Raw genomic sequence first — 6140 nt, 5'->3', positions numbered from 1 at the left:
GAGTCGGGGAGGGGGAGCCATTTAATTTGGCTCATCGTTTTTTGCTCAAAAAGTTCCCCCTTAGCTCAGTTGGTTAGAGCGACGGACTGTTAATCCGCAGGTCCCCCGTTCGAGTCGGGGAGGGGGAGCCAATTTGAGTAACAACATTTTGTTCCCCCTTAGCTCAGTTGGTTAGAGCGACGGACTGTTAATCCGCAGGTCCCCCGTTCGAGTCGGGGAGGGGGAGCCATCTCATTATACTCCCTTGTATGTATTTAATTTCATCTTCCCTTGTATTGGCAATTGTTCGATTATATTAGACTTTTTCTGATGAATGCTCTACCCTACAGGCATTCTAGGCGGCTATTTCACTCCTCAAAAATGCTGCTATAGCAAGTCAATCGACGAACGGAATTTAATCCCAGTTTCAGGTAGATGAATAACAATGGCAGGTTTTAAAAAACTCATATTTCTCCAGCTCGTTTCCTGGATTGTTTTTTCTGCGCTTGGTAGCTTCTTGATCGCAAGTAGCTTTGACAATGCCGTCAGCAGAGCACAGCAAAATGCACAGAGTATGGTAAGTAACTATATTCAGGAAAAAACCATGGCAGATGTCACGCCCGAGCATATTCGCTTGTCTCTTGGCAGTGGCAATGTATTTTCTTCCTTTATTGTACGCGACTTTGCCGGGCAAACCGTACTTAACATCAATACCCAAAGCGAAATGCCAGTATTGGCGGGCATTATTGCCGACACACTAAACTCTATCAGACCCCAGTTTGCGGTTAATAAAAGTAAAGACATCAAAATCGAGTTTTTGATCAACGTACAGAGTCAAGCTGAATTGTTACAACAGGCGCTCGTTTTCATGATCATCATCTCTGCACTGATGGCCTTCATTCCTATCTTCTATATGAAGACTATTTATCGCAAGCTAAACCGTAATGTCAGTATGACGGTTGCAGATGCTGTAGATATCTATATTACGCAGAATCAGGTGACTGAAAGCATAGATCAGGATTTCAACACGAATAAAGTGGCTGAGCTTGGTGCTGAATTGGCGCCCTCTTTCAATCGACTTGCCCACTTTTTGAAGAGTAAGCAGGAAGACATTAAGTCTGCGGCCCAGTCGATCAAGCAAGAAGCGTATAAAGACGTGGTGACCGGGCTTGGAAACCGCAATATGTTTGTTGAATACTACGAACACCAAATTGAGTCAGCCAGCGATAAGAGTTTCGGCTCACTGGCGATGGTGCGCTGTAGTGAATTGCAAATGATTAACCAAACTCGTGGCTACCAAAAAGGCGATTTGTATATTAAAGGGATTGCCGACATCGTCAAACATGTCAGCGGTACTTACACAGGTAGTCAGGTGTTCCGCCTCAATAGTTCAGATTTTGCGGTTATCCTACCAAATATCCCGTCTAAAGAAGCTGAGCGTTTTGGGGAAACATTACAAGCCAGATTCACTCAGTATCAGCAAAACCAAGAATTAAGCTCAGTTGCAAACACAGGTATTGTCCCTTACGAGTCAGGCAAGCCTTTGGGCGAGTTGTTATCCGTTGTGGATAACGCAATGAGTATGGCACAAAGCAAGCAAGCCAACGCCTGGCACCTGCAGCGTGAAACCGACTTGGTAAATAATGTCGGCGCAGGTTTCGGGAACCAAAACTGGCGACGCGTTATTCGTGAAGTTATTGAAAGCCGTCGCGTTATGTTGATGATGCAAAACATTATGCCAATTGGTAAAAATGTCAAAGCCTATGCCGAAATACAAGCCCGCTTTAAAACCGAAGACGGACAAATGCTGCCCACAGCCTCTTTCCTTGCAATGGCCGAAAAACTGGAAATGGCGATAGAAATAGATCAACTCATAATCGACACCTCAATTGAGATGATCAAGTCGCGCAATTTCAATGAAAAGTTCTTCGGGATCAATGTAACTGCATCCAGTGCGCACAGCGATCAGTTTGTTATTTGGCTTGAACGACGCTTGCTAAAAGAAGCCAACCTGGCATCCAAGCTTATCTTTGAAGTCAGCGAATTCGGCTTGCAACAGAATATTAAAGCCAGTAAACGCTTTATCGATATGGTACACCGGGTTGGTGCTCGGATAACCGTTGAACGGTTCGGTGTTGGACTCACATCCTTTAAGTTCTTCCGCGACCTGAAACCCGACTTTATTAAGATGGATGCCAGCTATACCCGAGGACTGGAGGAGGACAAAAACAACCAGTACTTTATGCGTCTGATGGTCGACCTAGCTCACCGCATCGGGGTCAGTGTGTTTGCCGAAGGAGTCGAAAGCCAGGAAGAAAAACACATCGTTGAAACCTTATGTCTGGATGGCGTTCAGGGTTACTACATCGAAAAGCCAAAAGAAATTTAATACTCTGATGACAAAGGGGCGAGTCTGTCGCCCTTTTGTCAACTTTACTAGCCATTTTTAACAAACTTTCCCCCCTCTCTCCCGGCTAAATGCTGTGATCTCAGGCCCGAAATTGTTAGAATTCTCAGTCTATTCTGGTTCTCTGTAAATTCATTCACACTAAGGGGCAAGCATGACAGAGTATATTCTGTTGCTTATTGGCACAGTGCTGGTAAATAACTTTGTATTGGTGCAATTCCTCGGCTTGTGCCCGTTTATGGGTGTCTCAGGCAAACTCGAAACCGCCATTGGTATGTCACTCGCGACCACCTTCGTTCTGACGTTGGCTTCTGTCACCAGCTACCTGGTCAATCAGTACATTTTGCTTCCCCTGGATCTCACTTTCCTGCGCACCATGAGCTTTATTCTGGTGATTGCTGTGGTTGTGCAGTTTACAGAGATGGTCGTTCGTAAGACCAGTCCAACCTTATACCGCCTGCTCGGTATCTTCCTGCCGCTTATCACCACCAATTGCGCGGTATTGGGAGTTGCACTACTCAACATCAAAAATGACCACACCTTCATTGGTTCTGCAGTATATGGGTTCGGCGCAGCCGTCGGCTTTTCACTGGTGCTGGTCCTATTTGCCGCACTGAGAGAACGTCTGGCCGTCGCGGATGTACCGGCACCATTTAAAGGCGCCTCAATTGCCATGATCACAGCCGGACTGATGTCGCTGGCCTTTATGGGTTTTTCTGGATTGGTGAAGTTCTAAGATGACACTGTTTTATGCACTTATTGCCATAGGCGCACTGGCGCTGGTATTTGGCCTTATTCTCGGCTATGCCGCCGTTAAGTATCGGGTTGAAAGCAACCCCATTGTTGATCAGGTAGATGCCATCTTGCCACAAACACAATGTGGTCAGTGTGGCTACCCTGGTTGTCGCCCCTATGCTGAGGCGATTGCTAACGGTGATGATGTAAATAAATGCCCACCCGGTGGCGAAGCAACGGTGAAAAAACTGGCCGATTTAATGGGCGTAGAGGCCAAGCCCCTGGCCGGAGGTGAAGAAGCAGAGCCCATTAAGAAGGTTGCCTATATACGCGAAGATGAGTGCATAGGCTGCACTAAGTGTATTCAGGCCTGCCCGGTTGATGCAATTGTTGGCGCGACCCGCCAAATGCATACCGTCATTGCAGACGAATGTACCGGCTGCGACCTGTGTGTCGACCCCTGCCCTGTCGATTGTATTGATATGATCCCGGTGGCACAAACCGTCCAAACCTGGAAATGGCAAATTGATGCCATTCCTGTAAAGCAAATCGACTAAGAGGTTTAAGTGGAAACTTTACTTGAGCAAATTGAACACGGTAAATTGTGGCAGTTTCCCGGTGGTATTCATCCACCGGAGCAAAAATCTGTGTCAAATCAGGCGAGTATTGGTCGTATTCCCCTGCCCGACTATCTGGTGCTACCTCTGAAGCAACATATTGGCGCCAACGGTCAGCTGCTGGTTAATAAAGGGGACAGCGTACTAAAAGGTCAGGCATTGACCCGCCCGGGCGCAAACTGGTCTTTGCCTGTGCATGCGCCAACTTCTGGGGTGATCAGTGACATCAAACCTATGCCTTCAGCACACCCTTCCGCTTTACCTGAATTGAGTATCGTACTCACGCCAGACGGTGAGGACAACTGGTGTGAACTGAGCCCGGTTCCGGACTACACCCAGCTCAATAACCAAGCCTTGATCGACATTATTCACCATGCCGGTATTGCCGGAATGGGCGGTGCGGGTTTTCCAACCTATGTCAAAGCCGACAGCGCAAAGCATAAACCTGTTGAATTTTTAGTGGTCAACGGCGTTGAGTGCGAGCCTTACATCACTGCAGATGATCTGCTCATGCGCGAACATGCCGAGCAAATTGTGCAGGGCATAGAGATTATGCAGCACCTGCTAAACCCAGAATATGTGCTGGTTGGTATTGAAACCAACAAACCTGAAGCCATTCAGGCGATGACCGCAGCGGCGGCTCACAATAATAAAATCCTGATCCGTAGTCTGCCGGTTAAATACCCCTCGGGGGGTGAGAAACAGCTGATCCAAGTACTGACCTCAAAAGAAGTCCCCAGTGGTGGAATACCTGCCGATGTTGGCGTTTTGGTACAGAATGTCGGTACTTTGTTTGCCGTCAGCGAAGCCGTATGCAAAGGCAAACCGCTGATTGAGCGCGTGGTAACTGTGACCGGAAACACCATTCAGACACCACAAAATGTCTGGGCACTGCTGGGCACAGAGATTAAGCACTTACTTACTTGCCAGGGCTTTGAACCTGTGGCAGAACAGCGTGTTATCATGGGTGGTCCTATGATGGGTTTTACGCTGCCAACGGTTCGTATTCCGGTGGTTAAAACCACCAACTGTATTCTGGCACCGGATAATCAGGAGCTGGCCGTTGCCGGCCCCGAACAGGCATGTATTCGTTGTAGCGCATGTGCCGATGCCTGTCCGCAAACCCTGCTGCCACAACAACTGCAGTGGTTTGCCAAAGGCAAAGAGTACGACAAGCTGGAAGAACATAATTTGTTCGACTGCATTGAATGTGGTGCTTGTGCCTATGTCTGTCCGAGTGAAATTCCGCTGGTGCAATATTACCGGGTTGCCAAAGCCGAGATCCGCGAGCAAAAGCTCGAAAAAGTGAAGGCGGAGCGTGCTAAGGAACGCTTTGAGGCACGCAAAGAGCGACTCGAGCGGGAGCAGGAAGAGCGTCAGAATCGCCATAAACGCTCAGCACGCAGCAATACTCGCAGTACAGAGCAAAACGACAAAGTCAGTGCCGCGATGGAGCGCGTCAAACAGAAAAAAGACAGCCAGTCCGCAGTACAGGCTGCGATAGAACGGGCTAAGGCTAAGAAATCGGCCGATGGCACACTGGAGCCAGACAATTCAGAGGTCGCGCTGGAACGCGCTAAGCGCAAAGAAAAAGCGCGTCAGTACAAAGCAGAAAAAGACGCACAAGCTGCCCCTGAGATGCATGCCGGCGGAGAAGGCTCACGCAAAGATACCGTTGCCGCCGCCATAGCAAGGGCTAAAGCTAAAAAAGCAGCACAACAAAATGACGCGACTGACTCTTCAGCTGCCACAGCAGAGGATCCGCGTAAAGCCGCTGTTGCTGCGGCCATTGCACGCGCCAAAGCGAAAAAATCAGCTCAGCAGGACAACGAGGCAACACCGCAACAAAGCGACACAGGAGCCGAAGATCCTCGCAAGGCTGCCGTTGCCGCCGCCATCGCTCGTGCTAAAGCAAAGAAAGCCGCTAAAGAGACCGAGCAATCAACAGACGCTGAACCAGCCGAGGCCAACGCTGAGCCGGAAGATCCTCGTAAGGCCGCCGTCGCCGCTGCGATTGCCCGAGCTAAAGCAAAGAAAGCCGCTAAAGAGACCGAGCAATCAACAGACGCTGAACCAGCCGAGGCCAACGCTGAGCCGGAAGATCCTCGTAAGGCTGCCGTTGCAGCTGCCATTGCCCGTGCTAAGGCGAAGAAAGCCGCCAAAGAGGCCGAGCAGCAAACAGACGTAGAACCTAGCGATACACCTTCTGAGCCGGAAGACCCGCGCAAGGCCGCCGTCGCTGCTGCGATTGCCCGTGCTAAGGCAAAGAAAGCCGCTAAAGAAGCCGAGCAGCAAACAGACGCTGAACCTGCCGAAACCTCTGCTGAACCTGCCGAAATCTCTGCTGAGCCGGAAGATCCCCGCAAGGCCGCCGTCGCTGCTGCGATTGCCCGTGCTAAGGC

General features: G+C 49.6%; 4 protein-coding genes and 2 tRNA genes. All 6 read left to right on the top strand.

What is annotated here, in order from left to right; genetic code table 11:
• Positions 1-54 precede the first annotated feature (54 nt).
• Positions 55-131, top strand: a tRNA-Asn gene (locus CWB98_RS21820).
• 21 nt (positions 132-152) lie between these two features.
• Positions 153-229, top strand: a tRNA-Asn gene (locus CWB98_RS21815).
• Positions 230-424: 195 nt separating this feature from the next.
• The gene (locus CWB98_RS21810; protein ID WP_138546732.1) at positions 425-2368 is read left to right on the top strand and encodes an EAL domain-containing protein; all 1944 of its coding nucleotides are present in this window, start codon (positions 425-427) and stop codon (positions 2366-2368) included.
• Positions 2369-2540: 172 nt separating this feature from the next.
• The gene (rsxA, locus tag CWB98_RS21805; RefSeq protein WP_010386487.1) at positions 2541-3122 is read left to right on the top strand and encodes an electron transport complex subunit RsxA; all 582 of its coding nucleotides are present in this window, start codon (positions 2541-2543) and stop codon (positions 3120-3122) included.
• 1 nt (position 3123) lies between these two features.
• Entirely contained in the window at positions 3124-3678 is a 555-nt protein-coding gene (gene rsxB, locus CWB98_RS21800; RefSeq protein ID WP_046006703.1) for an electron transport complex subunit RsxB, read from the top strand.
• A gap of 9 nt (positions 3679-3687) precedes the next feature.
• Positions 3688-6140, top strand: a 2453-nt coding sequence (gene rsxC, locus CWB98_RS21795; protein ID WP_171045725.1) for an electron transport complex subunit RsxC, incomplete at its 3' end; no start/stop codon positions are given.

The organism is Pseudoalteromonas rubra (assembly GCF_005887115.1).
Lineage (GTDB): Bacteria > Pseudomonadota > Gammaproteobacteria > Enterobacterales > Alteromonadaceae > Pseudoalteromonas > Pseudoalteromonas rubra_F.
This window is presented reverse-complemented; position numbering and strand designations above follow the sequence as displayed.

Bases quoted from the DNA above. Each gene is read 5' to 3' on its own strand.
- CWB98_RS21810 (WP_138546732.1), top strand. From the start codon at position 425: ATGGCAGGTTTTAAAAAACTCATATTTCTCCAGCTCGTTTCCTGGATT.
- rsxA (WP_010386487.1), top strand. From the start codon at position 2,541: ATGACAGAGTATATTCTGTTGCTTATTGGCACAGTGCTGGTAAATAAC.
- rsxB (WP_046006703.1), top strand. From the start codon at position 3,124: ATGACACTGTTTTATGCACTTATTGCCATAGGCGCACTGGCGCTGGTA.